This is a genomic window from Staphylococcus sp. SA22, assembly GCF_054165785.1.
Genome location: NZ_JBSZQY010000009.1, coordinates 1 through 26,881 on the forward strand (window position 1 = coordinate 1; position 26,881 = coordinate 26,881).

Annotated in this window: 24 protein-coding genes and 1 pseudogene; 14 read left to right on the top strand and 11 right to left on the bottom strand. The window is 31.6% G+C overall.

What is annotated here, in order from left to right; genetic code table 11:
- Positions 1–302 precede the first annotated feature (302 nt).
- Positions 303–431 (top strand): hypothetical protein, encoded by a 129-nt coding sequence (locus ACXQH5_RS08860; protein WP_001791590.1) that lies wholly within the window; start codon positions 303–305, stop codon positions 429–431.
- Positions 432–575: 144 nt separating this feature from the next.
- On the opposite strand, the gene ACXQH5_RS08865 is transcribed toward ACXQH5_RS08860, so the two are convergent.
- Positions 576–2,504 (bottom strand): ABC-F family ATP-binding cassette domain-containing protein, encoded by a 1,929-nt coding sequence (locus tag ACXQH5_RS08865; RefSeq protein ID WP_000602050.1) that lies wholly within the window; start codon positions 2,502–2,504, stop codon positions 576–578.
- A gap of 252 nt (positions 2,505–2,756) precedes the next feature.
- On the opposite strand from ACXQH5_RS08865, the gene ACXQH5_RS08870 reads away from it, so the two are divergent.
- The 7 genes from ACXQH5_RS08870 to ACXQH5_RS08900 all read left to right on the top strand — a co-directional run bounded on the left by ACXQH5_RS08870 (position 2,757) and on the right by ACXQH5_RS08900 (position 10,224).
- On the top strand, positions 2,757–3,392 hold the full coding sequence (locus ACXQH5_RS08870; protein WP_001283612.1) for a redox-sensing transcriptional repressor Rex: 636 nt from the start codon (positions 2,757–2,759) through the stop codon (positions 3,390–3,392).
- Between the two features lie 304 nt (positions 3,393–3,696).
- Positions 3,697–4,776 carry a YeeE/YedE family protein gene (locus tag ACXQH5_RS08875; protein WP_000266891.1) on the top strand — a complete coding sequence of 360 codons (1,080 nt, stop codon included), beginning with the start codon at positions 3,697–3,699 and terminating at the stop codon, positions 4,774–4,776.
- A 59-nt stretch (positions 4,777–4,835) separates the two neighbouring features.
- On the top strand, positions 4,836–5,060 hold the full coding sequence (locus ACXQH5_RS08880; protein ID WP_000581077.1) for a sulfurtransferase TusA family protein: 225 nt from the start codon (positions 4,836–4,838) through the stop codon (positions 5,058–5,060).
- Positions 5,061–5,251: 191 nt separating this feature from the next.
- Entirely contained in the window at positions 5,252–6,502 is a 1,251-nt protein-coding gene (locus tag ACXQH5_RS08885; RefSeq protein ID WP_001010307.1) for an ammonium transporter, read from the top strand.
- Between the two features lie 182 nt (positions 6,503–6,684).
- Positions 6,685–7,635: a LacI family DNA-binding transcriptional regulator gene (locus ACXQH5_RS08890; RefSeq protein ID WP_000790321.1), complete on the top strand. Its 951-nt coding sequence runs from the start codon at positions 6,685–6,687 to the stop codon at positions 7,633–7,635.
- Positions 7,636–7,783: 148 nt separating this feature from the next.
- Entirely contained in the window at positions 7,784–9,268 is a 1,485-nt protein-coding gene (locus ACXQH5_RS08895; RefSeq protein ID WP_000141422.1) for a sucrose-6-phosphate hydrolase, read from the top strand.
- Positions 9,265–10,224 (top strand): carbohydrate kinase family protein, encoded by a 960-nt coding sequence (locus ACXQH5_RS08900; RefSeq protein WP_001253300.1) that lies wholly within the window; start codon positions 9,265–9,267, stop codon positions 10,222–10,224. Before ACXQH5_RS08895 ends, ACXQH5_RS08900 begins: the two co-directional genes overlap by 4 nt.
- Before the next feature lie 187 nt (positions 10,225–10,411).
- Here the strand turns inward: ACXQH5_RS08900 and ACXQH5_RS08905 are convergent, their stop codons facing one another.
- The 5 genes from ACXQH5_RS08905 to agrB all read right to left on the bottom strand — a co-directional run bounded on the left by ACXQH5_RS08905 (position 10,412) and on the right by agrB (position 13,349).
- On the bottom strand, positions 10,412–10,519 hold the full coding sequence (locus ACXQH5_RS08905) for a hypothetical protein (RefSeq protein WP_031844951.1): 108 nt from the start codon (positions 10,517–10,519) through the stop codon (positions 10,412–10,414).
- Positions 10,520–10,590: 71 nt separating this feature from the next.
- Entirely contained in the window at positions 10,591–11,307 is a 717-nt protein-coding gene (gene agrA, locus ACXQH5_RS08910; protein ID WP_000688492.1) for a quorum-sensing response regulator AgrA, read from the bottom strand.
- A gap of 18 nt (positions 11,308–11,325) precedes the next feature.
- On the bottom strand, positions 11,326–12,618 hold the full coding sequence (gene agrC / locus ACXQH5_RS08915) for a quorum-sensing sensor histidine kinase AgrC (RefSeq protein ID WP_031844950.1): 1,293 nt from the start codon (positions 12,616–12,618) through the stop codon (positions 11,326–11,328).
- A 24-nt stretch (positions 12,619–12,642) separates the two neighbouring features.
- Positions 12,643–12,783: a cyclic lactone autoinducer peptide AIP-I precursor gene (gene agrD / locus ACXQH5_RS08920; RefSeq protein WP_001093929.1), complete on the bottom strand. Its 141-nt coding sequence runs from the start codon at positions 12,781–12,783 to the stop codon at positions 12,643–12,645.
- Positions 12,780–13,349, bottom strand: a complete 570-nt coding sequence (agrB, locus tag ACXQH5_RS08925) for an accessory gene regulator AgrB (RefSeq protein WP_001105712.1) — start codon at positions 13,347–13,349, stop codon at positions 12,780–12,782. Before agrB ends, agrD begins: the two co-directional genes overlap by 4 nt.
- Positions 13,350–13,638: 289 nt before the next feature.
- On the opposite strand from agrB, the gene hld reads away from it, so the two are divergent.
- Positions 13,639–13,719: a delta-hemolysin gene (hld, locus tag ACXQH5_RS08930; RefSeq protein WP_000046023.1), complete on the top strand. Its 81-nt coding sequence runs from the start codon at positions 13,639–13,641 to the stop codon at positions 13,717–13,719.
- Positions 13,720–14,317: 598 nt separating this feature from the next.
- Here hld and ACXQH5_RS08935 read toward each other — a convergent pair.
- Entirely contained in the window at positions 14,318–15,103 is a 786-nt protein-coding gene (locus ACXQH5_RS08935) for a carbon-nitrogen family hydrolase (protein ID WP_000867953.1), read from the bottom strand.
- Between the two features lie 360 nt (positions 15,104–15,463).
- On the bottom strand, positions 15,464–16,090 hold the full coding sequence (locus ACXQH5_RS08940) for a nitroreductase family protein (RefSeq protein ID WP_000522383.1): 627 nt from the start codon (positions 16,088–16,090) through the stop codon (positions 15,464–15,466).
- Positions 16,091–16,286: 196 nt separating this feature from the next.
- Here ACXQH5_RS08940 and ACXQH5_RS08945 point away from each other — a divergent pair.
- Positions 16,287–17,475: pseudogene (locus ACXQH5_RS08945) on the top strand (SdrH family protein).
- 24 nt (positions 17,476–17,499) lie between these two features.
- Here ACXQH5_RS08945 and mroQ read toward each other — a convergent pair.
- Positions 17,500–18,243 (bottom strand): CPBP family intramembrane glutamic endopeptidase MroQ, encoded by a 744-nt coding sequence (gene mroQ, locus ACXQH5_RS08950; RefSeq protein WP_000197629.1) that lies wholly within the window; start codon positions 18,241–18,243, stop codon positions 17,500–17,502.
- Positions 18,244–18,417: 174 nt separating this feature from the next.
- Here mroQ and groES point away from each other — a divergent pair, with 174 nt between their 5' ends.
- Together groES and groL are read left to right on the top strand one after the other, a co-directional pair.
- Positions 18,418–18,702 (top strand): co-chaperone GroES, encoded by a 285-nt coding sequence (gene groES, locus ACXQH5_RS08955; RefSeq protein ID WP_000917289.1) that lies wholly within the window; start codon positions 18,418–18,420, stop codon positions 18,700–18,702.
- Positions 18,703–18,777: 75 nt separating this feature from the next.
- Positions 18,778–20,394, top strand: coding sequence for a chaperonin GroEL (groL, locus tag ACXQH5_RS08960; protein WP_000240638.1), 1,617 nt, complete (start codon positions 18,778–18,780; stop codon positions 20,392–20,394).
- Between the two features lie 540 nt (positions 20,395–20,934).
- Here groL and ACXQH5_RS08965 read toward each other — a convergent pair.
- A complete protein-coding gene (locus ACXQH5_RS08965) occupies positions 20,935–22,242 on the bottom strand; it encodes a TrkH family potassium uptake protein (protein ID WP_458067201.1) in 1,308 nt (435 codons plus the stop codon).
- 440 nt (positions 22,243–22,682) lie between these two features.
- Positions 22,683–23,906: an ArgE/DapE family deacylase gene (locus tag ACXQH5_RS08970; protein ID WP_057504583.1), complete on the bottom strand. Its 1,224-nt coding sequence runs from the start codon at positions 23,904–23,906 to the stop codon at positions 22,683–22,685.
- A gap of 435 nt (positions 23,907–24,341) precedes the next feature.
- On the opposite strand from ACXQH5_RS08970, the gene lukH reads away from it, so the two are divergent.
- Complete coding sequence (gene lukH, locus ACXQH5_RS08975; protein ID WP_000791403.1) at positions 24,342–25,397, top strand: bi-component leukocidin LukGH subunit H; 1,056 nt, start codon at positions 24,342–24,344, stop codon at positions 25,395–25,397.
- 21 nt (positions 25,398–25,418) lie between these two features.
- Positions 25,419–26,435 (top strand): bi-component leukocidin LukGH subunit G, encoded by a 1,017-nt coding sequence (gene lukG, locus ACXQH5_RS08980; protein ID WP_000595398.1) that lies wholly within the window; start codon positions 25,419–25,421, stop codon positions 26,433–26,435.
- The last annotated feature ends 446 nt before the right edge of the window (positions 26,436–26,881 follow it).

Consider the following 26,881-nt stretch of genomic DNA (forward strand, 5'->3'; position numbering starts at 1 on the left):
GTATTTCAAAGTAAAATTACATGTTAATACGTAGTATTAATGGCGAGACTCCTGAGGGAGCAGTGCCAGTCGAAGACCGAGGCTGAGACGGCACCCTAGGAAGGGACCCGTCATCAAAAATTCTATTTATAGAATTTTACAATTATGTGCCAGACGGGCAAAGCGAAGCCATTCAATACGAAGTATTGTATAAATAGAGAACAGCAGTAAGATATTTTCTAATTGAAAATTATCTTACTGCTGTTTTTTAGGGATTTATGTCCCAGCCTTATTTCATAAAGAAAATGTATTAACAATGGATTTTGATAAAAACAATGTCAATAGAGAACATGCGTACTTATCAACAAAGAGTGTATAACTTGTGGATAAAAGGTGTTGATAACGTCATTTATTGTGGATATCAGGTGGGAAAACAGAAAATAAATGATTGATTAGTGTTAATTTACTTGTGGATAACTAGGATAACTCTGTGGATAGCTATAATATCAGCGTTTTTATTGTGAATAAAAAAATTTAAAATTTGTAAAAAAATAACTCTAACTATAGCGATTTTACAGTTAGAGTTATGTATATTTTTATAGTTTTTGTTGTAATTCTTCCCATTTAGACATAGCGTGTTCTAATTTTTGTTCGCTATCTTGTTTTTGGATAGCTAATTCGTTTGCTTTTTGTGGATTGCTATAAACTTCTGGTTGGGTTAATTGCTCGTCTATTTGTAAGATAGTAGTCTCTAAAGTTTCTATTTCATTTTCACACTCGGATATTTGTCGTTCAAGTTTACGTTGTTCACGTCTTTGTTCTTTTTGGTTATGATACGACGATTGTTCCATAGACTTTTCATGTGCTTGTACGTTAACTGACTGTTCTTCTTGGTGCGCTTTCAACGCTTCCGCTTCCTCAACTTTTTCAATGTAATATTGATAATCTCCTAAATACATCTTTCCGCCATCAATTGTTAAATCAAATACCTTGTTTGCTAATTGGTTAATAAAGTAACGATCATGGGAAACAAATAGTATTGTTCCTTCAAAATGTTGGAGTGCTTGCTCTAACATTTCTTTTGAATCTATATCGAGGTGGTTGGTAGGTTCATCTAAAATAAGTACATTGTCACGCTGCAACATAAGTAGTGCTAGTTGTAAACGTGCTTTTTCACCACCAGATAAATCATTAATTATCTTTTTAACATCGTCTTGTACAAATAAGAAACGTCCAAGAACTGCACGAATATCTTTTTCATTCATTAACGGATATTGATCCCACACATAATCTAAAATCGTTTTACTAGATTTAAATTCTGCTTGCTTTTGATCATAATAACCAATTTGTAAATTTGCGCCAAAAGTAATGTCGCCATTAAGCGCTTTTTGTTGATTAGCAATAGTTTTAATTAAGGTCGATTTTCCAATACCATTTGGCCCAATGATTGCTATATGATCGCCTTTAGAGACCTCTATACTGATAGGTTTGGTAATTGCAGTTTGATAACCGATTTCTAAATTTTTTACATGCATGACGTCATTACCTGTATTCCGGTCAAAGCCAAATTGAATATTTGCACTTTTGGCATCTAACATTGGTTTATCAATGCGTTCCATTTTTTCTAAAATCTTACGTCTACTTTTTGCCATTCCACTTGTTGAAGCACGGGTAATATTTTTCTCAACAAAAGTTTCTAATCGTTTTATTTCTGCTTGTTGACTTTCATATTCTTGCATTCGTTTTTCATAATATAAGTCCCGTTGCTGTATAAATTCCTCGTAATTACCAACATAGCGTTTGACATCACCTAAAGCCACATCATAAATTTGAGTAACTATTTTATCTAAAAAGTAACGATCATGGCTGATGATGACGATTGCACCTTTAAAATAACGTAGATAATCTTCAAGCCACTTTGTCGTTTCTAAATCTAAGTGGTTAGTAGGTTCATCTAAAAGTAATAAATCAGGTTCATTTAATAGCATTTGAGCTAAAGATAAACGTGTTTTTTGGCCACCGCTAAAATCATTGATAGGTTTATTGAAATCTTCTTCACTAAAATTTAACCCGTGAAGTACTGTTTTAATTTTACTTTCATATTGATATCCTTCTAATTGTTCAAATTGATTCGATAAAGATTCATAACGGGACATATGTGTTTTATATGTATCACTATCGTAATCATTTGCATGTTTTGATAACCAATCTGTTTCTTCTTTGATTAAGCTTTCCATTCGTTTAATATGTTCAAATGGTTTTGACATTTCTTCAAAAACTGTTGCATTAGAATTTAAAGTCATTTGTTGAGTTAAATAACCTAGTTTTAAGTTTTTAATTTTTGACACATTTCCAGAATCATAGTTTTCTACACCAGCTATAATTTTCATCAATGTTGATTTACCGGCGCCATTTCTTCCTACGATACCAATTCGTTCACCAGTTTTTACTTCAAAATCAACATCAGTAAATATATCTTCACCATCGAACGATTTTGATATATGATTGAGTTGTAAAAGTATCATTCGATCTTCACCTTTCGTCTTTCGCAAATTTTATTAACTTATGATAAAAGTCGTAATTATTACATTAATAACCATTTTACAGTATAAAACGCCGTCTTGAAACTAAGATATTTATTTTTAAAATTCAATAATGTATAATATTTAGGTATTCATTGTAATCAATTATTTGTTTTTTAATAATCTAACAATTACGCTCTAACTCGTTTGAATACATAGATATAATTCATTCAAACACGAAGGAGGAAATAGCGAATGAGTGACCAAGTTAAAATTCCTCGAGCAACTTTAAAACGTTTGCCGTTATATTATAGATTTGTCAGTTCATTAAAATCTAAAGGTATAGATCGTGTAAATTCAAAAGCGATTAGCGATGCGTTACAAATTGACTCGGCAACAATTCGTCGTGACTTTTCATATTTTGGCGAATTAGGTAAAAAAGGGTACGGATATAATATAGATAGTTTATTGGATTTCTTTAAATCTGAACTAAGCGAGAGTGACATGATCAAAATCGCAATTGTCGGAGTTGGGAACCTAGGGAAAGCTTTGCTCACATATAACTTTTCAATACATGATGATATGACGATTACAGAAGCGTTTGACGTAAAAGAAGATGTTATTGGCCAGAAAATAGGGAACGTTATTGTAAAAGATAACGATGAATTAATAACAACATTGAAGAAGGAAGAAATAGATGTTGTGATTCTAACTACACCAGAAAGAGTTGCACAGAAAGTTGCAGACGAACTCGTCCAAGCTGGTGTGAAAGGTATTTTAAACTTCACTCCTGGTAGAATTAATACGCCTTCAGATGTGCAAGTACATCAAATTGACTTAGGTATAGAATTACAGTCATTATTATTCTTTATGAAAAATTACAGTGAATAAATGTGATGTTAGCTTTGAATGATTAACCTTGTTATATCTTTAATTAATTATAGAACAGTCTGGGACTAAGTATGTCTCAGGCTTTTTCTGTTATGTTTGAAAATGAAAGGAAAAACTGTTGTGTTAATAAATATAGTATAGGTTAATAAATTAACACGTAGAGATATAATGATGAATCGTAATTAATCGCATTTCTTATGTGAATATAATATAAATATCAAAAATATTGTGTATAAGGTTGAAAACAAGAAAATCATCGCCTATAATACATACTAAACTTATCGGAAATTAGGGGGTTAGGACGATGTGGATGATTTTTAGTGGCTTAATTGTCGGGGGACTCTTAGGTTTTGTGATGCAAAGAACAAGATTTTGTTTAACAGGTGGCTTTCGAGATATGTATGTGCAAAAGAATAATAAGATGTTCTATGCATTATTAATCGCTATTACTATTCAAAGTATAGGATTATTGATTTTGACGGCAACAGGTATTTTACAAATTCCTGCACATAGTTTTCCAATATTGGGAACAATTATAGGTTCTTTTATTTTTGGAATTGGAATAGTATTGGCTGGAGGGTGTGCAACAGGTACTTGGTATCGCGCTGGTGAAGGGCTAATTGGTAGTTGGATTGCATTAGTATTATATGCTGTTACTGCAGCAATCACTAAAACAGGGATTTTAAAGCCAGTAATGGATAAAATTAATCAACCAACGAATGTAAATAGTGATATGTCTCAAACAACTGGCATTCCGTTTTGGGGATTAGTCGTTATATTAACTATAATCACCATTTTTCTAGTTGTAAGAACACTCAATAATAAGAAAGTTCGAGTTGCTGTTCCAAAACTAAAGCAACGTTATACAGGTATTAGATATTACCTTTTCGAAAAACGATACCATCCATTTATTGCAGCAATTGTAATTGGACTTATCGCACTCTTAGCTTGGCCAATGAGTGCATCAACTGGAAGAAATGACGGTTTAGGTATAACAACGCCATCAGCAAATTTAGTACACTTTTTGATTACAGGTGAAACTAAATTTATTGATTGGGGTGTCTTTTTAGTTCTAGGAATTTTCATTGGTTCATATATTGCAGCTAGAGGATCAAGAGAATTTAAATGGCGATTGCCAGACAAGATTACAATACGAAACAGTGCTATTGGTGGCATATGTATGGGATTTGGTGCGTCAGTTGCTGGTGGTTGTTCTATCGGTAACGGTTTGGTTGAAACAGCAACGATGACTTGGCAAGGATGGATTGCGCTAGCATCAATGATAGTTGGTGTATGGACAATGAGTCATTTTATCTTTGTTCGTCCAATGAAAAAAGTACAACAACAATCTGCAAAGGTTAAACAGCAAACGCAAATAGTATAGAAGATTATTATGCAAATGATGTTGATCAAATAAAAGTGATTGGAAAAGGAGAAATAATTATGATACACGAATTAGGTACAGTAGGAATGGTATGTCCATTTCCGTTAATTGAAGCGCAAAAGAAAATGGCAACATTGCAATCTGGAGATGAATTAAAAATTGATTTTGATTGCACGCAAGCGACGGAAGCTATTCCAAATTGGGCTGCAGAAAATGGATATCCTGTAACAAACTATGAACAAATTGATAATGCTTCATGGACAATTACAATTCAAAAAGTTTAACGTTATCTTTTTTAGATTCTATGGCTACTTCCGCTACTTTAAAAGCGAGTAAGTAGTCTTTTTTGGTTTTAGTTCACGAAATTAATTTTATATAGCGTGATACATTTTATTCCAAAAGATGTAATAAAACTTTACGCATTTTTGCTTTTTATAAATTGTCAGATTATTATGAAAACAAGGGAGTGGTAAGTATGAATTTTAACGATACGATATTTATGTTTTTGTGTACATTATTAGTTTGGCTAATGACACCAGGATTAAGTTTATTTTATGGCGGGTTAGTTCAATCTAAAAATGCGCTAAATACTGTCATGCAAAGTATGGCAGCAATTGTGCTTGTTACATTTGTATGGATAACAGTTGGTTTTACAATTAGTTTTGGGAATGGGAATTTATGGTTCGGAAATTGGGAATATACTTTTCTTAATCATGTAGGTTTTGCGACTCAAGAAGATATTAGCCCACATATTCCTTTCGCTTTGTTTATGTTATTTCAAATGATGTTTTGTACGATTGCAATTTCTATTTTATCTGGTTCAATCGCTGAGAAAATGAAGTTTATTCCTTATTTATTATTCGTAGTAATATGGACTGCTCTTGTATACAGTCCAGTAGCACATTGGGTTTGGGGCGGCGGTTGGATTAACAAACTCGGTGTATTAGATTTCGCCGGAGGTACTGTTGTTCATATTACATCAGGTGTTTCTGGTTTAGTATTAGCTATTATGATTGGAAAAGGAAACAAACATTCTGAATCAACACCACATAATCTTATCATTACGTTGATTGGCGGTATATTTGTGTGGATTGGTTGGTATGGATTTAATGTAGGTAGTGCTTTTACATTTGATAATATTGCGATGCTTGCATTTACAAATACTGTCATTTCAGCCAGTGCAGGTGCTATAGGTTGGTTAATTCTAGAATATATTTTTAAAAAGACTACAAGTTTACTAGGGTTATTACTAGGTGCATTAGCTGGTTTAGTTGTCATTACACCTGCAGCAGGATACGTGACATATCTTAGTGCAACAATCATGGCAATGATTGGCGGTATCTGTTGCTATATCGTTATTAATTACATCAAGGTAAAACTAAAATATCATGATGCATTAGATGCATTTGGTATTCATGGTGTTGGTGGTATTATTGGTGCAGTATTAACAGCCTTTTTCCAAAGTAAAAAGGCAAATCCTGACATTGAGAATGGCTTTATTTATACTGGTGATATACATATTGTACTTGTACAAATATTATGTGTAACAGCAGTTGTAATTTTTAGTATCGTCATGACGTTTATTATTGCGAAAGTAATTAAATTAATTACACCATTATCTGTTACGGAACAAGAAACGAATATAGGATTAGACAAGATTGTTCACGGTGAACATGCTTACTTTGAAGGTGAGCTAAATAGATTCAATAAACATATTCGATATTAGAATATATATACATAGAATATTCATTGTCCTGACATTTAACTAAAGGTTGATGTTGGGACATTTTGTTATACAAAAGTTTTATTTTGAAATCTTTTTATGAAAGAAGCAGAAATATTATTTAAAGCGGTTACACATATGCTAAAATAAGGCTAAGTGTCACAAATAATGATAGGTGAATAAGTATGAAAAATATATCTGATATTGCCAAATTGGCAGGCGTTTCAAAAAGTACAGTATCTAGATTTTTAAATAATGGATCTGTCAGTAAAAAAACAAGTGAAAAATTAACAAAAATTATAGCAGAACATGACTATCAACCGAATCAATTTGCTCAAAGTTTAAGAGCGAGACAAACACACCTTATTGGTGCCATTATACCTAGAATGAATTCATATGCAGTAGATGAAACAATCAAAGGATTGGCAAAACAATGCCAAAAATATGAATCACAATTAATTTTAAATTACACAGGATTAAATATCGAAGCAGAAATACAAGCGCTTGAAACATTAGCACGCAGTAAAGTAGATGGTATTGTTTTAATGGCTACAGACATAACAGAGAGACATATAGAAGTCATTAATAAAATGAATGTACCAATCGTTATTGTTGGTCAACAACATGAACAACTTCATAGTATTGTGCATGATGATTATAAAGCAGGTCAAATTATAGGTGAATGGATTGGTCAACAGGGATATCAACAAATTGAAGTGTTTAGTGTGAGTGAAAAAGATATTGCAGTTGGTATACATAGAAAACGTGGTTTACTTGACCAGTTAGCTAAATACCAAATTAAACCTAATATACATGAAACAAATTTTACTTATGTGGAAGCACAAAAAGATGTTGCAAATGTTTTGGAAAATGTGGAGCAAGTAGATGCGGTTGTTGGAGCAACTGATACGATTGCATTAGCTGCCTATAAATATTATTCTGATAAAAAAGATGTTATGAAACCACATCAAATATATGGTTTTGGTGGTGACCCAATGACACAATTAGTGTCTCCATCGATAAAAACAATTCATTATAATTATTTTGAAGCTGGCCAATGCGCGATGGAAGAGATACAACAGATGCTTAAAAAGCAAGATATGCCATATAGCGTCACAGTAGATGTTAATATTTAGACGCTGTATTTTTTAAAATAAATGTGGAACCGATACCATATAAGTATAAATGGATAGGTTAAAAGTTAAAGAACGTAGGTAAAATTTGCTATAATAGAATATAAATTGTTAACAGCATAAATTATAAAAGGAGGACTGGGTAAATATTATGACCGAATGGACTAGAGAAGAACGTTATCAACGAATCGAGGACGTTGATACTGAGTATTTTAAAACATTAAAACAACAAGTTGATCAATCAAAATTTCGTCAACAATTTCATATACAACCAGAAACAGGCTTATTAAATGATCCCAACGGACTTATTTTTTATAAAGGGAAGTATTATGTTTCACATCAATGGTTCCCGTTAGGCGCAGTACATGGCTTAAAGTATTGGTATAACTACACGAGTGATGACTTAATAAACTTTAAAGCTGAAGGGCCAATATTAAATCCAGATACTAAATATGACAGCCATGGTGTTTATAGCGGTAGCGCTTTTGAATATAACGGGCATTTATATTATATGTACACAGGAAATCATCGAGATAATCATTGGCAACGACATGCGAGTCAGATGATCGCACGATTGAAAGAAGACGGCTCAGTTGAAAAGTTTCCAAAGCCAGTAATTAGCCAGCAACCAGAAGGATATACGAGTCATTTTAGAGATCCTAAAGTTTTTAAATATGGTGAGAAATATTATGCAATCATTGGCGCACAAAATAATGATCAGCAAGGTCGACTATTACTTTATAATACTGAAGATATAATTAATTGGCATTATTTAGGTGAAATAAATACAGAGTTAGATGATTTTGGATATATGTGGGAATGCCCAGATTACTTTAATGTAGATAATCAAGATGTCATACTTATTTGTCCACAAGGTATTGAATCAAAAGGCAATCAGTTCAAAAATATTTATCAAAGTGGTTATATACTTGGAAAGTTTGATATTGAAAAGTTAACATATGAACATGAAAATTTTGTCGAGCTTGATAATGGCTTTGATTTCTATGCACCTCAAACATTTTTAGATGAAAAAGGCCGACGAGTACTAATTGGATGGATGGGGTTACCGGAAATCGAATATCCTACTGATAATGAAGGATGGGCCCATTGCTTAACAATTCCTCGTGTATTAAATGTAGAAAATGGTCAACTTAAGCAACGTCCATATCCAGCGTTGGAAAAATTACGTCACAATAAAGAGACAGCATTAGGCTACGCAAATAAATTTACTCGAAAATTACATCCGTATGAAGGTAAACAGTATGAATTAATCATAGATATTTTGGATAATGATGCTACCGAAGTGTACTTTGAATTACGTACGTCTAAGACTTCTTCAACATTAATCGCTTATAACAAGCGTGAAAATAAAATAACATTAGATCGCAGCGACAGTGGTTTATTGCCGACAAATGTTGAAGGTACGACGCGTAGTACAATATTAGACACGCCATTAAAGCAATTACAAATTTTTGTTGATACATCTAGTATAGAAATTTTCTGTAATGATGGGGAACGTGTTTTGACATCTCGAATTTTCCCGACAGAAGACGCACTAGGTATTAAAACATCAACAGAATCAGGGCAAGTATATTTACAATTTACTAAATACGATTTAAAGGATGAACATAAATGAGACGTCTATTTTCAATAGGAGAAGCGTTAATTGATTTTATTCCAAATATTACAAATGCGAATTTAAAAGATGTTCAAACATTTACGAAGCAAATTGGTGGCGCACCTTGTAATGTAGCTTGTACAGTTCAAAAGTTAGGACAACAAGCGTATATGATTACACAATTAGGTAATGATGCATTTGGAGATAGCATTATTGAAACGATATCAAGTATTGGTGTAGATGTATCAAAAGTGTATCGCACGAATGAAGCAAACACTGCGTTAGCTTTTGTGAGTTTGACTGAAGCGGGCGAGCGAGATTTTTCTTTTTATCGTAAGCCCTCTGCCGATATGTTATTTGAACCAAGTTTTGTTAATGATATTGATGTGAATGAAAACGATATAGTACATTTTTGTTCTGTTGATTTGGTCGATAGTCCGATGAGAGATGCACATTATCAATTGATTACCAAAACATTAAATGCAAATGGTACTGTCGTATTTGATCCTAATGTAAGATTGCCATTATGGGATAACGCTGAAGATTTAAGACAAACTATTCATACCGTTTTGCCATTGGCGCATATTGTAAAAGTTTCAGATGAAGAATTAGAATTTATTACAGGTATTCATGATGAAAATGAAGCCATTCAATCATTATTTACAGGTAATGTCACTGTAGTCATTTATACGATGGGAGCAGATGGTGCTGCCGTATATTTGAAAAATGGTATTAATCATTATCATAGTGGCTATAAGGTAAAACCTGTTGATACAACTGGGGCAGGGGATGCCTTTATTGGTGCAGTTATTAGCAGGATTTTAGCAACCGATGTGTTAAATTTAACACAGTTATTTGAAAATGAAGGTGAGGAAATTTTAGAGTTTAGCAATCGCGTTGCTGCAATAGTGACAACGAAGTATGGTGCTATTAATAGTTTGCCAACATTACAAGAGGTTGAACAAGCATTTTAAATAATTCATTTATAAAACAGTGTAGGAAACAAGTTGAATCTTGTGCTACACTGTTTTTTAAAACAAAATAAGATTCACGGGGTAGGAAATTGTAGCATTTTATTTGAGGAAACTGTCGATTTCAAATTTAGTACATTTTGTTAAAAATTGCGCCATAGGATTGTAGAGTGAAATAGAAATTGATAAATTATGTAGTAATAGGAATAGGTATACAAAGAAACGTTACATCATTTTTTAATTCACACGTTATATTTAATTTTGTTATTAAAATTAAAAAGCCAGCTATACAGTGCATTTGCTAGTTATCTTGTTAAAATCCAACAAGATTTACAATTGAATACGCCGTTAACTGACTTTATTATCTTATTATATTTTTTTAACGTTTCTCACCGATGCATAGCAGTGTTCTTTATTTTTAAAATAGACAATTCGCTCTTTCGAATCTATAGATTCAATATTATGGCGATTGACGACAAAGCTATTATGACATCTAAAGAAACGATCATCTAATTGACTCAGTTCTTTTAAATTACCATAAAATTCAATTTGACGGTTATCTAAATGGGCAATGAGTCTGTGAGATTTTGTTGATGATTCAAAAAACATAATATCATCATATTGAACATACACTGAATTACTGCCACGTTTTAATTCAATCGTTTCAACGCTATTATCTTTAGACAACAATTGTAAGCGTGTATGTGCAGTTTCTAAACAGTCTATAATTCGAGTTCTTAATTCAGCTGGATCATCTTTAAAAATAAAATCCATCGCTGCAACTTTGTAGACAAACGTTAAATAGGTAAGTTCACTGTGACTCGTAACAAATATAATGTTACCAACTGGATCATGCTTACGAATTTCACTGCCTAATTTGATACCATTAATATCAGTTGAAAGTTGAATATCTAAAAAGTAACAGCCTATGTCATTCATATTTTTAGCTTGCTCAAGCACCTCATAAGGATTATCAGTTGCGAGGGCAATTTCCATAGGCTTTTCTTCTATCATTATATAATTTTTAATAATGGTAACCATGTTTTCTCTTTGTTTTGGATCGTCTTCGCAAATGAAAATTTTCATACATTCACATCCTTATGGCTAGTTGTTAATAATTTCAACCTTTTGAATAAAGAAACCATTCTCGATAATTGTATCTAATAAGACATTGTCTGCATTATCAGCAATTTCTTTTAAAGTTGATAGACCTAAACCACGACCTTCACCTTTAGTAGAAAAACTTTCTTGGAACAATTCATGAATACGTGGTATATCATCTGCACATTTATTCATAACAATAAACGTTACTGAATTTTCGCTTTCAATAAATGCAACTCGAATGATAGGATCATCAATTTCAGTTGATGCCTCTATTGCGTTATCAAGAATAATACCAATACTGCGACTTAAATCAATCATATTCAAATTAATGTGAGTTACTTCATCTGGTATTTCAATACTAATCGGTATACTCATTTCTTGTGCGCGTAAAATTTTAGCAGTGATTAAGCCTTTAATTTCACGTACTTTAAGATTCTCAATACCATTTAACTTAATAGCGTTCATTTGTAAGTTATCTTTCATTGGCACTATATTTTTATTGAAATAGTCACGTAGACCAGGCATGTCATCTTCTCGAATGTATTCTGAAAGTGTCGTTAAGATATTGACATAATCATGTCGGAACTTGCGCATTTCATTATTAATTGCTTCAATCTTTAATGTGTATTCGTAATAGGTCTCAATTTCTTCTTGATTTCGTTTGTATTTCATCTCTTTAAGGAGAAATTGTGAAATAACAAATGTTAATATACTTAAAAATATAGTGATTCCAATAAAAATAAAAGAATACTGCCTTATTACTTTAGCTTCATCCGAGTTTATTTGAGAATAAAAGAAAAACAATGAAAAAGTAAGCAGTAGAATGGTTGAAATAACTATTAAAAAACCTTTGTTTAGTATTAGATATGATGTGCTAATCTTTTTGAGAACTCTATTTATTATATAAGAAAATAGCAAGCTGATTGTAACATAAATAGCAAGAAAGCTTGGAAATATTACTAATATACTATCAGAAATTTTGGTAACATATGCATAAATTACTATATACATGTAGTTAGCACAGTACAAAATAATTTGCGAAGCCATAATCAACAAAATAGAATACCATTTGATTTTGACGAAATACAATATAATTATGAATGAAGTTAATATTATTAGGGATGCGCTATCAAACATTTTATATAAAAATAACGATAATGACGTAATTACTATAATAAAAAAATAATCAAGTTTACTATATTTGATTCCACTTATTAAAGCGGGTATTGTAAACATTAATATCATTTGAGTTACTACGAATAAAACAAAATTATAACTATTTAATGTTTCCACCTACTATCACACTCTCTATTTAAATTATTCGTGTAATTGTGTTAATTCTTTTGGTACTTCAACTTCATCCATTATGAAGTCACAAGTACTATAAGCTGCGATGTTACCAATGTTTTTTAAAATCCCAGTAATAAAATCAAAAAATAAGTTAAATAATGTATTCATTTTAAGTCCTCCTTAATAAAGAAAATAGGTAATAATGTAATAGCTTCTATTATGATGCCTAATTGAATGAATTGGGCAAATGGCTCTTTGATGATAAGTGTGATAATGAAAAAGGTTAAACTAACAATAATCGCATAATATTTTTTTCGTTTAATAAGTCGCACAGGAATGGGCTTCTTTTTAGTTGCTGCAGGAGCATATACTGAGATTACACCTAAAGAAATAACTGTTAAAATAATCATAATTAATGGATTAATATGAAAATTTAATATTACTAAAGGTAAGAGTATAAATAATAAAATACTTTCCACATAGCACCAAAAGGAAGAAGGTGCATGTGCACCATGTGCATGTCTTCTTATTAAGTAAAATGTTAAATTCGTAATTAACGTAAACAGAAAAATGTTTAAAATATAGGCAAGAGTATACATAACAATTAATTTACCTATATTTTTAGCTAAGACCTGCATCCCTAATCGTACTTGCAAAAATTGAATATGATCTAAGTTATTTCTCTTTTGAAGATACGTGGCAAACTGGTCAATTTTATTATCAAAATAATTCAATTTTACACCACTCTCTTCACTGTCATTATACGATTTAGTACAATCTTTTATCATTATATTGCCTAACTGTAGGAAATAAATACTTAACTGTTAAATGTAATTTGTATTTAATATTTTAACATAAAAAAATTTACAGTTAAGAATAAAAAACGGCTAGTTAAGAAAAAATGGAAAATAAATGCTTTTAGCATGTTTTAATATAACTAGATCACAGAGATGTGATGGAAAATAGTTGATGAGTTGTTTAATTTTAAGAATTTTTATCTTAATTAAGGAAGGAGTGATTTCAATGGCACAAGATATCATTTCAACAATCAGTGACTTAGTAAAATGGATTATCGACACAGTGAACAAATTCACTAAAAAATAAGATGAATAATTAATTACTTTCATTGTAAATTTGTTATCTTCGTATAGTACTAAAAGTATGAGTTATTAAGCCATCCCAACTTAATAACCATGTAAAATTAGCAAGTGAGTAACATTTGCTAGTAGAGTTAGTTTCCTTGGACTCAGTGCTATGTATTTTTCTTAATTATCATTACAGATAATTATTTCTAGCATGTAAGCTATCGTAAACAACATCGATTTATCATTATTTGATAAATAAAATTTTTTTCATAATTAATAACATCCCCAAAAATAGATTGAAAAAATAACTGTAAAACATTCCCTTAATAATAAGTATGGTCGTGAGCCCCTCCCAAGCTCGCGGCCTTTTTTTATTGTAATAAAGAAGGGAAGAGTTAATCCTCATTATGAGATCCACCGTTAAAATTTATGAATAATTCTAATGTTGGAAAAGGTCAAAAAAATAATCAATATAATTAAGAAATCATTCATTTGCAAAGAGCGAAATGGATTCTTACTGAGTTATCTATTTTAAAAAATAAACATAGACTTATGAAAAATTTCTCATAAATCTATGTTTAGTCATGACATGTGTTAATTATTATTTCGGGCGCTTCTTATTTATACAAATCTAATTTAATACTTTTAAATACAGGTATATTTTCGCGTTGCTGTTCTACTTCATTTAAGTTTAAATCTACAGTCAAAATATCTGCGGATTCATTTAATTCTCCAACTAAATCTCCATTTGGGTTTATAACTATCGAATGGCCAGCATATTCTGTGTTACCATCGAATCCAGTGCTATTAGTTCCAATGACAAACATATTATTTTCAATTGCACGTGCCTTTAGTAATGAATGCCAATGTTGAAGACGTGACATAGGCCATTGTGCCACATAAAATGCAATTTTAGCACCACTACGAGCAGGATATCTTAATAATTCTGGAAAACGTAAATCATAACAGATAAGTTGGGTCACATAAGTACCGTCAGACAATTGAAAGGGTTCAGCTACATTTTCGCCAGCGGTTAAAAATTCATGCTCTCTTAACATAGGAACTAAATGAACTTTGTCGTATTCATTAATCAGCTGGCCACTTTTATTCACACTAAAAGCTGTATTAAATATTTGATTGTTTCTAATGTTAGAAACTGACCCAGCTACGATATCGACTTTATATTTTTCAGCTAAATGTTTAATAAATGAAAAACTTTGTCCTAGATTATTATCTGCTTTTTCATTTAAATGCTCTAAATCATAGCCATTATTCCACATTTCAGGTAAAACGACTACATCTACTTCATCATTCATATTTTTTTCGAACCATTGCGTTATTTGAGTTTCATTTTTAGAACTATCTCCAAAAATAATCGGTAATTGATAAATTTGGACTTTCATAACATCACATCCTTGATAGATCTTATATATAACTTACTAAAAGTTATGTTGAAACGCAAAAAACGAGCCCAGGACATAAAATCAAAGTCCTAGGCTCGACAATATTATATTGACAGTAGTTGATGGGGCCCCAACATAGAGAAATTGGAACACCAATTTCTACAGACAATGCAAGTTGGGGTGGGCTCTAACGTAAAGAAATACTTTTTCTTTAGAAATTAGTATTTCTTATACATGAGTTTTACTCATGTATTCCTATTCATAAGTACACATTAGCAGCAGCTAATGTGTATGAACCACTACATAATGAATAATTAATGATTCTTTATCATTTCTGTCCCATTCCCTACAATATATTGATTATTTTTTTATTACGAAACGATCTTCCACTGGATTAAATGATTTTTCGCCAGCAGCTTCACGAATATCACCAAATGGCATTTGAGCAATAAGTTTCCAACTTTTAGGAATATTAAATTCATTTGAAGTCATCTCATCAACAAGTGGATTATAGTGCTGTAATGAAGCACCTATGCCTTTAGTAGCTAATGCAGTCCAAATTGCAAATTGATGCATGGCATTTGTTTGAGTTGACCATATTGCAAAATTATCATAGTAGTTTGGCATTTGTTCTTGTAAACCACTTACAACATCTTGATCTTCATAAAACAAAATTGTACCGTATGAATGTTTGAAGTTATCAATTTTTTGTTCAGTTGGCTCGAAATCACGATTCTCTCCCATGACTTCTTTTAAAATTGCTTTTGTGTTATCCCAAAATTTATTATTGTTGTCATTTAATAAGAGAACAATTCTAGTTGATTGAGAATTAAATGATGAAGGAACATGTTTAACTGCATGTGCAATCATTGATTCTAATTCGTCATCGCTAATTGATATTGAATCTTTCAAATTATATATTGAACGTCTTTCTTCCATTGCATTGTCAAAAGTCATTGCTTTTTTATCTTTTTTAAATAAACCCATAATTATTGCTCCTTCTTTAGTAAAGAATACTTAATAGACTAAGTATAAAATTTATACTCGAACTTGTAAAGTAATATTTACGAAAATTTCAAGAATATTAATATTCATTTTCAAATTCCAAATATAAATGCATTTTCAACGCATATTTATTATACTTAGATTAATACTTACATGAAAAAGGGAGGTGTCTCGTGAAATGTCATATCATTGGTTTACGAAAATGTTACTTTCAACAAGTATTTTAATTTTAAGTAGTAGTAGTTTAGGGCTTGCAACAGACACAGTTGAAGCAAAGGATAACTTAAATGGAGAAAAGCCAACTACTAATTTGAATCATAATGTAACTTCACCATCAGTAAATAGTGAAATAAATAATAATGAGACTGGGACACCTCCCGAATCAAATCAAACGGGTAATGAAGGAACAGATTCGAATAGTCGTGATGCTAATCCTGATTCGAATAATGTGAAGCCAGACTCAAACAACCAAAACCCAAGTCCAGATTCAAAACCTGACCCAAATAACCCAAACCCAGTTCCGAATCCAAAGCCAGACCCAGATAAACCAAAGCCAAATCCGGAACCAAAGCCAGACCCAGATAACCCGAAACCAAAACCGGATCCAAAACCAGATCCAGATAACCCGAAACCAAAACCGGATCCAAAACCAGACCCAGATAAACCAAAGCCAAATCCTAACCCGTCACCAGATCCCAATCAACCTGGGGATTCCAATCATTCTGGTGGCTCGAAAAATGGGGGGGACATGGAACCCAAATGCTTCAGATGGATCTAATCAAGGTCAATGGCAACCAAATGGAAATCAAGGAAACTCACAAAATCCTACTGGTAATGATTTTGTATCCCAACGATTTTTAGCCTTGGCGAATGGTGCATACAAGTATAATCCGTATATTTTAAATCAAATTAATAAGTTGGGCAAAGATTATGGAGAAGTTACTGATGAAGACATTTATAATATTATCCGCAAACAAAACTTCAGCGGAAATGCATATTTAAATGGATTACAACAGCAATCGAATTACTTTAGATTCCAATATTTCAATCCATTGAAATCAGAAAGGTACTATCGTAATTTAGATGAACAAGTACTCGCATTAATTACTGGTGAAATTGGATCAATGCCAGATTTGAAAAAGCCCGAAGATAAGCCGGATTCAAAACAACGTTCATTTGAGCCGCATGAAAAAGACGATTTTACAGTAGTTAAAAAACAAGAAGATAATAAGAAAAGTGCGTCAACTGCATATAGTAAAAGTTGGCTAGCAATTGTATGTTCTATGATGGTGGTATTTTCAATCATGCTATTCTTATTTGTAAAGCGAAATAAAAAGAAAAATAAAAACGAATCACAGCGACGATAATCCGTGTGTGATTCGTTTTTTATATTATGGAATAAAAATGTGATATATAAAATTCGCTTGTTCCGTGGCTTTTTTCAAAGCTTCAGGATTAAGTAATTGGAATATAACGACGAATCCATTTTGTAACATATGAATAATAATTGGAACAGCAAGTCGTTTCGTCCATACATATGCTAATGAAAAAATGACGCCCATACCAAAGTAAATAGGAATAAATTTATAGTCATTATGCGCTAATGCAAAGATTAATGAGCTTACAGTCGTTGCAATAGCAAATGCGACGATACGGTTACCTTTAATTGCATTAAATAATTCGCCAAAGATTACTTTTCTAAATACATATTCTTCTAATAGAGGACCAACGATTGATACGAAAAAGATAAACAATGGAATCTTTCGTGCAATAACGATTAAACGCTCAGTATTTGGACTTGTTTGTTGTGTGCCAAAAATTTGAGTATATACAATACTAACTACCATTTGATAAATCATTACCAGTGCAAATCCAAGCAATGCCCATGGAATGATATATTTTTTATGTTCTTTAACTTCTAATTCTAATTTTGTTGGATTTTTAATTTTTAAATTAATTAAAATAATCGTCGTGGCGGCGATTAAAAATAGAACAAGTTGTATGTAAATGACTGCTTTAGTCAGTTCTATGCCACTATATTGTACAAATGGTAATTTTTTTACAATGAGAAGCGGTAAAAATTGAGACAATATATAAATAATAACAGTTAGCAACGATGCCCATAGTCTTGTCATAATTTTCCTCCAAATATTTGTTTATAATTTATTTTATCGTAAATAACTTGAAGTTACAAAACTTAATTGAAAGGTTATGACTTGAAATTTTGACCAAATTTGATTATTATGAATGTATGTTAGCACTCTATAATGTTAAGTGCTAAACTTTAGGTTTTTTAAGGAGGAACAATCATGCTAAAACCAATTGGAAATCGTGTGATTATTGAGAAAAAAGAACAAGAACAAACAACTAAAAGTGGTATTGTTTTAACTGATAGTGCTAAAGAAAAATCAAACGAAGGCGTTATCGTTGCAGTAGGAACTGGACGTCTATTAAATGATGGTACAAGAGTGACTCCTGAAGTGAAAGAAGGGGACCGTGTCGTGTTCCAACAATATGCTGGTACAGAAGTTAAACGAGATAATGAAACATATCTAGTATTAAATGAAGAAGATATTTTAGCAGTAATTGAATAATATAGAATATAATTCATAGATAGATTGTAAAGAACGAAAATGAAATATGACTAAACAAATGGAGGTTTATCATTTATGGTTAAACAATTGAAATTCTCTGAAGATGCACGTCAAGCAATGTTACGTGGTGTTGACCAATTAGCAAATGCAGTTAAAGTAACGATTGGTCCTAAAGGACGTAATGTTGTATTAGATAAAGAGTTTACAGCACCTTTAATTACGAACGATGGTGTAACGATTGCTAAAGAAATCGAATTAGAAGATCCATATGAAAATATGGGGGCTAAACTAGTTCAAGAAGTCGCAAATAAGACAAATGAAATTGCTGGTGACGGTACGACAACTGCAACAGTGTTAGCTCAAGCAATGATTCAAGAAGGCTTGAAAAATGTTACAAGCGGTGCGAACCCAGTCGGTTTACGACAAGGTATCGATAAAGCAGTTAAAGTTGCTGTTGAAGCGTTACATGAAAATTCTCAAAAAGTTGAAAATAAAAATGAAATTGCGCAAGTAGGTGCGATTTCTGCAGCAGATGAAGAAATTGGACGTTATATTTCTGAAGCTATGGAAAAAGTTGGCAATGATGGTGTCATTACAATTGAAGAATCAAATGGCTTGAACACTGAACTTGAAGTGGTTGAAGGTATGCAATTTGATCGTGGTTATCAATCACCGTATATGGTTACTGATTCAGATAAAATGGTTGCTGAATTAGAACGCCCATACATTTTAGTGACAGATAAGAAAATCTCATCATTCCAAGATATCTTACCTTTACTAGAACAAGTGGTTCAATCTAATCGTCCAATCTTAATTGTAGCTGATGAAGTCGAAGGCGATGCATTAACAAATATCGTGCTTAACCGTATGCGTGGCACATTTACAGCTGTTGCAGTAAAAGCACCTGGTTTCGGTGATCGTCGTAAAGCAATGTTAGAAGATTTAGCTATTTTAACTGGTGCGCAAGTGATTACTGATGATTTAGGTCTAGATTTAAAAGATGCATCAATAGATATGTTAGGTACTGCAAGCAAAGTAGAAGTAACTAAAGATAATACAACTGTTGTTGATGGTGACGGTGACGAAAACAGCATTGATGCACGTGTAAGCCAATTGAAATCTCAAATTGAAGAAACTGAATCTGACTTTGATCGTGAAAAATTACAAGAGCGCTTAGCTAAATTAGCAGGTGGTGTTGCAGTTATCAAGGTAGGTGCAGCAAGTGAAACAGAACTTAAAGAACGTAAATTACGTATTGAAGATGCTTTAAACTCTACACGTGCAGCAGTTGAAGAAGGTATTGTTGCAGGTGGTGGTACTGCACTAGTAAATATTTACCAAAAAGTAAGTGAAATTGAAGCTGAAGGCGACATTGAAACAGGTGTGAATATTGTACTTAAAGCATTAACTGCACCAGTTCGCCAAATTGCTGAAAATGCAGGATTAGAAGGTTCTGTTATTGTAGAACGTTTGAAAAACGCAGAGCCGGGTGTTGGTTTTAACGCTGCTACAAACGAGTGGGTTAATATGTTAGAAGCAGGTATCGTTGATCCAACTAAAGTAACACGCTCAGCATTACAACATGCTGCAAGTGTTGCAGCAATGTTCTTAACGACTGAAGCGGTTGTAGCATCAATTCCAGAAAAAAATAATGACCAACCTAACATGGGTGGCATGCCAGGAATGATGTAAAACAGTTTCTAGTTTTGACTAACTAGAAAATTACATTATGCAAGAGTATGATTCGTTCCAAATAAATATTAGAGCGTATGAAAATATTTTAATTTAAGACGCCTTCCTTTAGTTGACTAAACTTATGAGAGGCGTCTTTATTATGTGCTGATGTGTTATTGAGATTCATAATGGTATTTAAATCATTGTAGTGCGGGAGTTATTGTATTGCCCTTAATATGAGAGTACATCAACTTCTATAAGTAATGCATATTGCGAGTGCAGGAGTGAATGAGTGCTTGATTAAAATCCTTATGGGTGGTTGACATAATTAAAAGAAATAACATTTGAAATTTCTTAATCACAAGCGGTTAACTAGGTATAGTTTAGTTTTGAGTAGATCTTTTTAAAGGTGTACTTGTGCATTTTACTTAATTAAAGAGATAAGACATTTAATGGGCCTAAAATAGATGAAAAACAAAAAACTACCTGTTTAGGTAGTTTTTTAAATGTAATAGATTAAAACACTAGTTCATTTCTTGTTAAAGATTGATGGTTATTTTATAGATAAATTTGTCCTTTAGTGTAGCGGTAATTTTTAGGACTTTTTGGTGGTATAAATGTTCTTAAAAAAATTAATAGTCCTACTTTACCGCAAAGCATAACGAATATAATAATTATTTTAGTAATACCATGATATTCTGTGGTAAGGTTCATACTTAACCCGACTGTTCCAAATGCAGAAACCACTTCGAATAATAACTTGATTAATGATATGTTCGGATTAATTATCGATAATATAAAAGTAATGATACTGATAAATAGAAATGAGATATTAATGGTAACAATAGATAGTTTTATATGTTTGTCAGATATTTCTTTATTGAATACTGAAACATTATTTTCTTTACGTATATAATTTAGAACAAATATAAACGCTACTGCAAAAGTAGTTATTTTAATTCCTCCAGCTGCACTGAGAGGGGCACCACCAATAAACATAAGTAGCATTAACATTAAGGCGGTAGATTTGTTAATGATTGCTATATCTATACTGTTAAAACCCGCTGTTCGTGTTGTTACTGATTGGAAAAAAGAATTTCCGATTTTTTCAACTAGTCCCATATTTTGCATAGTATTAAACTGTTCTAATAAAAAGAATGTAATAGCTCCTATAATTATTAGGATACTAGTTGTAGTTAAGACTAATTTAGAATGTAAAGATAATTTACTCAATTTTTTACAATTAATAAAGTCTATTACGACAAAATGTCCAATACCTCCAAATATTATGAGTATTGAGGTTGTAATAATGACAATTGGATCACTAGAATAATCTATTAAGTTATTCTTAAAAAGGGCAAATCCAGCATTATTAAAAGCTGATACTGATGTGAATAAGCTTAAAAATAAACCTTTGCCTATACCAAATTTTGGTATAAAAGATAAACACAAACAAATCATACCAATTAATTCAGTGACTAAACTATAAATAGCCAAGTGTTTAATTAGCTTAATAACACCACCAGGTTCGTCAATATTCCATGTAACCATAATCAAGAATCTATTTTTCATTGATATCTTTCTATTTAAAAATACTAGTGTCAATAGGGTTACGGTCACGATACCCAGACCACCTATTTGAATTAATAATAGTATTACTATTTCACCAAGTATATTAAACTGTGACCCTATATCAACTGGAGATAGGCCAGTAACTGTAAATGCACTTGAAGCTATAAATAGGGCATCTAAAAAAGATATTGGCTTTTTACCAGTGAAAGGTAAATACAATAAAAGTGCACCTATGATAGTTGTAGAGAAGAATAGCATTAAATAAAAATATAAAGGTTTGTGGACTTTGTTCATTTTAATTGCATACTCCTTTATATTATAAATTAATAATTAGATAATATCATAAATGAAAATAGAAATGTTACTGATGTGTATTACTTTTCAATTCTAGTCAGGGGCCCCAACATAGAGAATTTCGAAAAGAAATTCAACAGACAATGTAAGTTGGGGTGGGGCCCCAACATAGAGAATTTCGAAAAGAAATTCTACAAACAATGTAAGTTGGGGTGGGGCCTCAACAAAGAGGAATTGGATTCCCAATTTCAACAGTCAATGCAATTTATGTACGACAAATCACCACTATAATTTCAGTTTTACATCACTTAATCAATGAAAATGTGATTGTTGATATTTGAATATTTACATTCAAACAATATTCATCGCTATTTCTATCAACTTAAAATTCGCAATAAAAAACTGCCAGCACGCGAATAGGGCAGCTGACAGCATCGTTCTTATTTTTCTTTTAAATATTGAATGGAAGCCTCTTTAAAAATATCAATATATTTCAGATACATATCTTTTTCGATATATTCATCGATTTGATGTGCCATTAATGGATTACCTGGTCCAAAAATGGCTAAATCAACATTGTCCTTATTATCACCTAAGAAACTAGAGGCATCTGTTGCACCTACAAGCGCCGAAACAAATATATCGTCTTTGTCTACATAACTAGAAGCTACATCTTTAATCGTAGTAATTAATTTGTTATTTTTATCGCTTGTTACAGGTCGGTGATTGCTTGGAATATCGAGTGAAAGCTTATTGCTATCCACATTATTAATGATATTTTGGAAAAACGATTCTATAAAGTCGTTATCATACTCAGGAACTGGTCTTACGTTAAATTCAAGTGAAGCTTCATCTGGTACAGAGTTAAATTGTTTGCCGCCATTTATAATCGAACATACAGCTGTAAGACCAGATGCATAATTTGCATCCTCTTCAGAAATTTCTTTTCCTATCAATGATTTGAACATGGGTGCAACATCTAATTCATGTTTAGTATCATGTTTTTTAAGCTCTGAATATTTTTCTTTAAATTGATTATAAAATTCAAGCAGTGTATCAATTGCATTGTCACCAATAAATGGAACTGAGCTATGGACAGCTTTACCAGTGGCAGTTACTTTACATGACATAGATCCTTTATGTGCATAATAAATTCCAGATCCAGTTGGTTCAACAATAATTAAGCCATCTACATCCTCTAAATAGCCTTTATCAGCCAATAATTTGGCACCTTCTTGTTCTTTCTCTTCGCCAGCAGTAGCTAGTAATCTTATCGTTCCTTGAGGTAATTGATTTTGTTCTTTTAATTCAATGAGTGTGATGACCAAAGCCATCAGACCGCCTTTCATATCTGTTGTGCCTCGACCATATAATTTGCCATTTTTTTCTGTGAGTTGAAAAGGGGGATAAGTCCAATTATCTTGATTTCCTGCATCAACAACATCCATATGACCACTCAATGCGAGTATAGGTGAGCCGTTACCGATTTCTGCAACGATATTGGCGCGGTGTTCATTAACTTTCAAAATTTCAGATTTAATATCGTACTTGTCGAATAAATCTTTTAAATAATTACAAACGTCTATTTCATTATTATTTTCAGTTTGTAGTTCAACAATATCTGCTAGTAATTGAATTTTTTCTTTTTCACTAAAAGTTGTCATTAAGCTCACACCTTTTCAAAGTAGTATATATATTTATATAAACATAATTTTTATTCTTAAACATAATTTAAAATGCAGAAAGTGGTGTGTTATTTGATTTCGTTCTATGAAATTAACTGTCTAGTATCAACAATCTTATTAACACTGATATCGGGTATGCTTAATTTTATAGTAAATTGTATGAGAAAGATGCAGGATATTATTTAGCTAATAATTATATATAAATTTCAAATCGATGGTTATTAACTACTAAATAAAAACATTTGCTAAATTAATGACTTTGTACACACATTATTTTTAAAGAGGATAAAGTATTTAATAATATTAACAAAATCATTTAATAAATAGTTAAATATATATTCTCTATTTTTGTGATATTATTCACATGTCGATACATATCAACAAATATCAATCATACGAAAGAAGGTTATAACAATGAAAAATAAAAAACGTGTTTTAATAGCGTCATCATTATCATGTGCAATTTTATTGTTATCAGCAGCAACGACTCAAGCAAATTCAGCTCATAAAGACTCGCAAGACCAAAATAAGAAAGAACATGTTGATAAGTCTCAACAAAAAGACAAACGTAATGTTACTAATAAAGATAAAAATTCACCAGTACCTGATGATATTGGTAAAAACGGTAAAATCACAAAACGAACTGAAACAGTATATGATGAAAAAACAAATATACTTCAAAATTTACAATTCGACTTTATCGATGATCCAACTTATGACAAGAATGTATTACTTGTTAAAAAACAAGGCTCAATTCATTCAAATTTAAAGTTTGAATCTCATAAAGAAGAAAAAAATTCAAATTGGTTAAAGTATCCAAGTGAGTACCATGTAGATTTTCAAGTAAAAAGAAATCGTAAAACTGAAATATTAGACCAATTGCCGAAAAATAAAATTTCAACTGCGAAAGTAGACAGTACATTTTCATATAGCTCAGGTGGTAAATTCGATTCAACGAAAGGTATTGGACGAACTTCATCAAATAGCTACTCCAAAACGATTAGTTATAATCAGCAAAATTATGACACAATTGCCAGCGGTAAAAATAATAACTGGCATGTACACTGGTCAGTTATTGCGAATGACTTGAAGTATGGTGGAGAAGTGAAAAATAGAAATGATGAATTATTATTCTATAGAAATACGAGAATTGCTACTGTAGAAAACCCTGAACTAAGCTTTGCTTCAAAATATAGATATCCAGCATTAGTAAGAAGTGGCTTTAATCCAGAATTTTTAACTTATTTATCTAATGAAAAGTCAAATGAGAAAACGCAATTTGAAGTAACATACACACGAAATCAAGATATTTTGAAAAACAGACCTGGAATACATTATGCACCTCCAATTTTAGAAAAAAATAAAGATGGTCAAAGATTAATTGTCACTTATGAAGTTGATTGGAAAAATAAAACAGTTAAAGTCGTTGATAAATATTCTGATGACAATAAACCTTATAAAGAAGGATAATATTGAAAGGGCGGATTACTAATGATTAAACAATTATACAAAAACATCACAATTTGTAGTTTAGCAATATCTACTGTATTAACTGTATTTCCGGCAACTTCTTATGCAAAAATTAATTCTGAAATTAAAGCTGTTTCTGAGAAGAATCTTGATGGTGATACTAAAATGTATACACGTACAGCTACAACAAGTGATAGTCAAAAAAATATTACTCAAAGCTTACAATTTAATTTCTTAACTGAACCTAATTATGATAAAGAAACAGTATTTATTAAAGCAAAAGGTACAATTGGTAGTGGTTTGAGAATTTTAGACCCAAATGGTTATTGGAATAGTACATTAAGATGGCCTGGATCTTATTCAGTTTCAATTCAAAATGTTGATGACAACAACAATACAAATGTGACTGACTTTGCACCAAAAAATCAGGATGAATCAAGAGAAGTTAAATATACGTATGGTTATAAAACAGGTGGAGATTTTTCGATTAATCGTGGAGGCTTAACTGGAAATATTACAAAAGAGAGTAATTATTCAGAGACGATTAGTTATCAACAACCATCATATCGTACATTACTTGATCAATCTACGTCACATAAAGGTGTAGGTTGGAAAGTAGAAGCACATTTGATAAATAATATGGGACATGACCATACGAGACAATTAACTAATGATAGTGATAATAGAACTAAAAGTGAAATCTTTTCTTTAACACGAAATGGAAATTTATGGGCGAAAGATAATTTTACGCCTAAAGACAAAATGCCTGTAACTGTGTCTGAAGGGTTTAATCCAGAATTTTTAGCTGTTATGTCACATGATAAAAAAGATGAAGGTAAATCAAAATTTGTTGTTCATTATAAAAGATCAATGGATGAGTTTAAAATAGATTGGAATCGTCATGGTTTCTGGGGCTATTGGTCTGGCGAAAACCATGTAGATAAAAAAGAAGAAAAATTATCAGCATTATATGAAGTTGATTGGAAGACACATGATGTGAAGTTTGTAAAAGTACTTAATGATAATGAAAAGAAATAAGTAATAAAAGTTGCCTGCTACATAGAATGTAGTAGGTAACTTTTATTTATATTTGAGTAGATAGATTTATTATGATGTGCAGTGTATCAATCATATTTAACTGCAGACGAAGTATATCTATATTAATGAAGAAATATGGGAGTGGAACAGAAATGATAAAGAGCCACTAATGATTTATTATGTAGTGGTTCTTACACATTAGCCACAGCTAATATGTATTTAAAAATAAGAATACATGAGTAAAACTCATGCATAAGAAATACTAATTTCTAAAGAAAAAGTATTTCTTTATGTTGGGGCCCCGCCAACTTGCATTGCCTGTAGAATTTCTTTTCGAAATTCTCTGTGTTGGGACCACGCAGTCAACTAATACCAATATAACATTATAGAGCCTAGAACTTGATTTTTGTCCTAGACTCAGTCAATTCAAATTTTAACAATATAAC

Excerpts from the sequence above, each read along its gene's own strand:
- groL (WP_000240638.1), top strand. The coding sequence starts at position 18,778 with ATGGTTAAACAATTGAAATTCTCTGAAGATGCACGTCAAGCAATGTTA.
- hld (WP_000046023.1), top strand. The coding sequence starts at position 13,639 with ATGGCACAAGATATCATTTCAACAATCAGTGACTTAGTAAAATGGATT.
- ACXQH5_RS08865 (WP_000602050.1), bottom strand. The coding sequence starts at position 2,504 with ATGATACTTTTACAACTCAATCATATATCAAAATCGTTCGATGGTGAA.
- ACXQH5_RS08940 (WP_000522383.1), bottom strand. The coding sequence starts at position 16,090 with ATGGGTTTATTTAAAAAAGATAAAAAAGCAATGACTTTTGACAATGCA.
- ACXQH5_RS08880 (WP_000581077.1), top strand. The coding sequence starts at position 4,836 with ATGATACACGAATTAGGTACAGTAGGAATGGTATGTCCATTTCCGTTA.
- ACXQH5_RS08970 (WP_057504583.1), bottom strand. The coding sequence starts at position 23,906 with ATGACAACTTTTAGTGAAAAAGAAAAAATTCAATTACTAGCAGATATT.
- ACXQH5_RS08905 (WP_031844951.1), bottom strand. The coding sequence starts at position 10,519 with ATGCACTGTATAGCTGGCTTTTTAATTTTAATAACAAAATTAAATATA.
- lukH (WP_000791403.1), top strand. The coding sequence starts at position 24,342 with ATGAAAAATAAAAAACGTGTTTTAATAGCGTCATCATTATCATGTGCA.
- agrA (WP_000688492.1), bottom strand. The coding sequence starts at position 11,307 with ATGAAAATTTTCATTTGCGAAGACGATCCAAAACAAAGAGAAAACATG.
- agrD (WP_001093929.1), bottom strand. The coding sequence starts at position 12,783 with ATGAATACATTATTTAACTTATTTTTTGATTTTATTACTGGGATTTTA.
- ACXQH5_RS08870 (WP_001283612.1), top strand. The coding sequence starts at position 2,757 with ATGAGTGACCAAGTTAAAATTCCTCGAGCAACTTTAAAACGTTTGCCG.
- ACXQH5_RS08885 (WP_001010307.1), top strand. The coding sequence starts at position 5,252 with ATGAATTTTAACGATACGATATTTATGTTTTTGTGTACATTATTAGTT.
- ACXQH5_RS08890 (WP_000790321.1), top strand. The coding sequence starts at position 6,685 with ATGAAAAATATATCTGATATTGCCAAATTGGCAGGCGTTTCAAAAAGT.
- lukG (WP_000595398.1), top strand. The coding sequence starts at position 25,419 with ATGATTAAACAATTATACAAAAACATCACAATTTGTAGTTTAGCAATA.
- ACXQH5_RS08895 (WP_000141422.1), top strand. The coding sequence starts at position 7,784 with ATGACCGAATGGACTAGAGAAGAACGTTATCAACGAATCGAGGACGTT.
- ACXQH5_RS08935 (WP_000867953.1), bottom strand. The coding sequence starts at position 15,103 with ATGAAAGTCCAAATTTATCAATTACCGATTATTTTTGGAGATAGTTCT.
- mroQ (WP_000197629.1), bottom strand. The coding sequence starts at position 18,243 with ATGACAAGACTATGGGCATCGTTGCTAACTGTTATTATTTATATATTG.
- groES (WP_000917289.1), top strand. The coding sequence starts at position 18,418 with ATGCTAAAACCAATTGGAAATCGTGTGATTATTGAGAAAAAAGAACAA.
- ACXQH5_RS08875 (WP_000266891.1), top strand. The coding sequence starts at position 3,697 with ATGTGGATGATTTTTAGTGGCTTAATTGTCGGGGGACTCTTAGGTTTT.
- ACXQH5_RS08965 (WP_458067201.1), bottom strand. The coding sequence starts at position 22,242 with ATGAACAAAGTCCACAAACCTTTATATTTTTATTTAATGCTATTCTTC.
- ACXQH5_RS08900 (WP_001253300.1), top strand. The coding sequence starts at position 9,265 with ATGAGACGTCTATTTTCAATAGGAGAAGCGTTAATTGATTTTATTCCA.